The organism is Gordonia sp. 852002-10350_SCH5691597 (assembly GCF_001665715.1).
GTDB lineage: Bacteria > Actinomycetota > Actinomycetes > Mycobacteriales > Mycobacteriaceae > Gordonia > Gordonia sputi.
On the sequence record NZ_LZMO01000004.1, the window covers coordinates 1 to 2941 of the forward strand.

Annotated in this window: 1 protein-coding gene; it reads right to left on the bottom strand. The window is 60.8% G+C overall.

Going from position 1 to position 2941, the window contains the following annotated elements; all coding sequences use genetic code 11:
- Window positions 1–78: 78 nt before the first annotated feature.
- The coding region (locus A5777_RS24910) for a transglycosylase SLT domain-containing protein (protein WP_231894887.1) at window positions 79–2941 on the bottom strand (2863 nt) is incomplete at its 5' end.

The window sequence follows — 2941 nt, forward strand, 5'->3', positions numbered from 1 at the left end:
CTGGCCCCATCCCCGACCCGTGCAGCGTCCACGTCGACCCGTTAACACCATCAACCTCGACCACACGTGGGTAATCCACTAGCGCACCCTCGATCCATAGCCTGCTGATCCGCGGAACTCGTTGCGGTTGATCTCGGACACAATGTCGCCTGCGGTGTGCCCATACACGGTGACGTTCATGACGCGACCACCAGACCCGCTGACCCGCTGACTCGATCCCCGATCGGACACTGAACCCCACCCTGCGGCAGCACCAACGAGGGCACCTTGTACGTCCTCACCCGAGTTGATGGCCGACAGCACACTGAAGTTGCGGGCTGTTCCCGGAGCATTGACGACGAACTCTCGGCCATGCACGAATCCGGCGATCTCATCGAGACCAAAGTTGCCGGTATAGCCACCCAGCTTGTAGCCGCCCTTGCCCCGGCCCCATCGTGCGGTCAGATCCTTGCCGTACTTCGGCACGTAGTAGCGCAGCGCGGCAACGAGATTCGACGCAGGGTTGCGTCGGTCGTTGGGCAGCTTCGGGTCACGCACAGAATCGAAGGTCGACTGAATGATCTGCAACAACCCCACCGAAGGGTCACCGTTGGCAGCGTTCGAATCAACGTTGTTCTGCGCATTCGGGTTACCGGAAGACTCGTCATCGATCTGCTCAACCATCGCCTGTACCTGGTTGGCGCCCTTCAACGACTGATTGACGTAATCGATCGCCCACTGAGCCATCGGACGCCACTGCTCGGCACCCTTCGACGGGTCGTACTTGATGTTCGGGGCACCACCCGCACCCAGTTCAGGCATCTTCGACAGCGGGGCTGAACCCTGCTGAAACGTCGACCCATCCCCGTACTGCGGATCGGAATACGAGCTCTGCGGCGTCGACTGTGTCACCGATGGCGACGACGGTGCCTCCGGCGCATTCGTGATCGACGAGTTACCCGCCGCCGCACCCTGATTCGAGGTGCGAACGTTCTCACCCTTATCGATCGACACCGCGTTACCGGGGTCGGTGATCCACGACGGCAACCCGAAGAAGTCACCAATACCCTCAGCGAGTATTCCACCCGCATCCTGCCCCAACTCCTTGAGGCTCTTCATCTTCCCCGGCGTCTCCGATTGTGACGCCCCACCGACACCACTCGTGTTCGGCTGGCCCGCACCATTACTCGGATCGGATGTTGTGTCCGCTGCAGACTTGATCTTGTCTGCCGCGGCCTGCACCTCAGCGGCAGTCGCCGAATCCTTCAACACCACTGCACCGGCCGGGATCGTGTCACTGTCCGGCTTCGATGCACCCACCTGGGCGATCGCCTCAGACATGGATGCACCCTTATCCATCAACGCTTTCACGTCGTTGAGTTGCGTCCAGTTCAAGACCGCTTCGGGCTTGCCTGTCTCGTTCGTGACGATCGACTGGCCTGTGGGAACAAACCCACCCTGATCGCGGAACAGTCCGGCGATCGCACGACCAGGAGCCTTGAGAATGTGGGTGACGGTCGACGTGATCTTCTTCGCCGCCTCGTACGCCTTCTCGAGCTTGTCGCCGAGTTTGCCAGCCAGATTGAACGCCGTGTCAATCGCCTTTGTCTTCGTCTCATCCAACGCCTTCGGCGGGATACCCAACCATTCAGGCGGTGGCGATCCGATAACCCGAGCCATGCCTTCCTTGATCGGGTTGAGCGCCTTGTCGATGATCTCGGTGATCTTCTTCTTGATGATCCCCAGCATTTCCGCAGTCGACGGGCCACCAAATCCGCTCGTGACGAGACCTTCCGGCACCACGTTCGGGTCGACCGACTGCTCGGCATAGAACACGTGGTCGTGATCCATATGGTTCGCCGTCGGCGCGCCGCGGTCGGGCATCCCCTCCGAGCGGCCATCCGGATACCACATCTTCTGCTTCCAGATGGTCCAGTTGATCGGGAACTTCTTGCTGTTCGCGAGAGAGAAGTCCTTGACCTGGTCGCCCGTCTTATCGTCGTTGATCATGACATCGAGCGCGCGCCCGGTGCTGTGCTCGTTGTACCCATCCGGTGGTCGGTAGCCGCCAATCGAGGCCACACCCTTGGGCCACAACCGAGTAATGATGCGGCCCATCAGCTTCGCAATGTCTTGCAGCCCGCCCTCACCGGGCATTGGCGCCAGCTTGTCACCCGCAGAAACAGATCCGCCGTCACCGAAGCGCGGGAGGGCGCCGTCCGACGCGGCGGCGGCGAGACCGCTCGGCGTCCAGGTGAACGGCTTGCCCGCGTCAACCATCTGACGCATCCGATACTGCGTGCCCTGACCACCCGACTTGCGCACGTCATCGACATCCCACACATGCTCATCAGGCATAAGGAGCGCATGAACCGAGTCCTTGCCGCGCTTCGCTCCACCCGACATTGGGACAGGACCGCCCTCGGCGAACTTCACCGGAGCGAGCGGAGACATCTGCTTGAGGCCAGGAAGGAAACCAGCGATCGTGTTCCACGCCTTGAGAAGTCCGTTATTCCAGACGGTGTTGATGACGAAGTTGATCGGTGTGGCGACGAAGCCTTTCAGCTTGTCCCATGCCGTCCCGATACCCGACACGACAGTGCCGAAGAAATCCCACACCGACTGCAGCGCGCCCTTGATCGCATCAAACGCCGGCTTCACAACGTTGTCGACGACCCAGCGGATCGCGGTGCCGAGAGCGTTCCAGCCCGTCTTAATCCACGAGAAGATTTGCTGGATGCCGCCCCACATGAACTCGGCGCCAGCCTTGACCGCATTCCACGCAGGTTCGATCACTGCGCTCACCACTGTGCTGACGATGCTGCCGAGCAGATTCACCCCGGCCTTGAACCACTCAAAGATCGTCGATATACCGCTCCACATGAACTGTGCGGCAGCTTTTATCGCGTTCCATATCGGGATTATCGTGGCGTTCGCAATAGCCGCGAGCACTGTGCCCGCG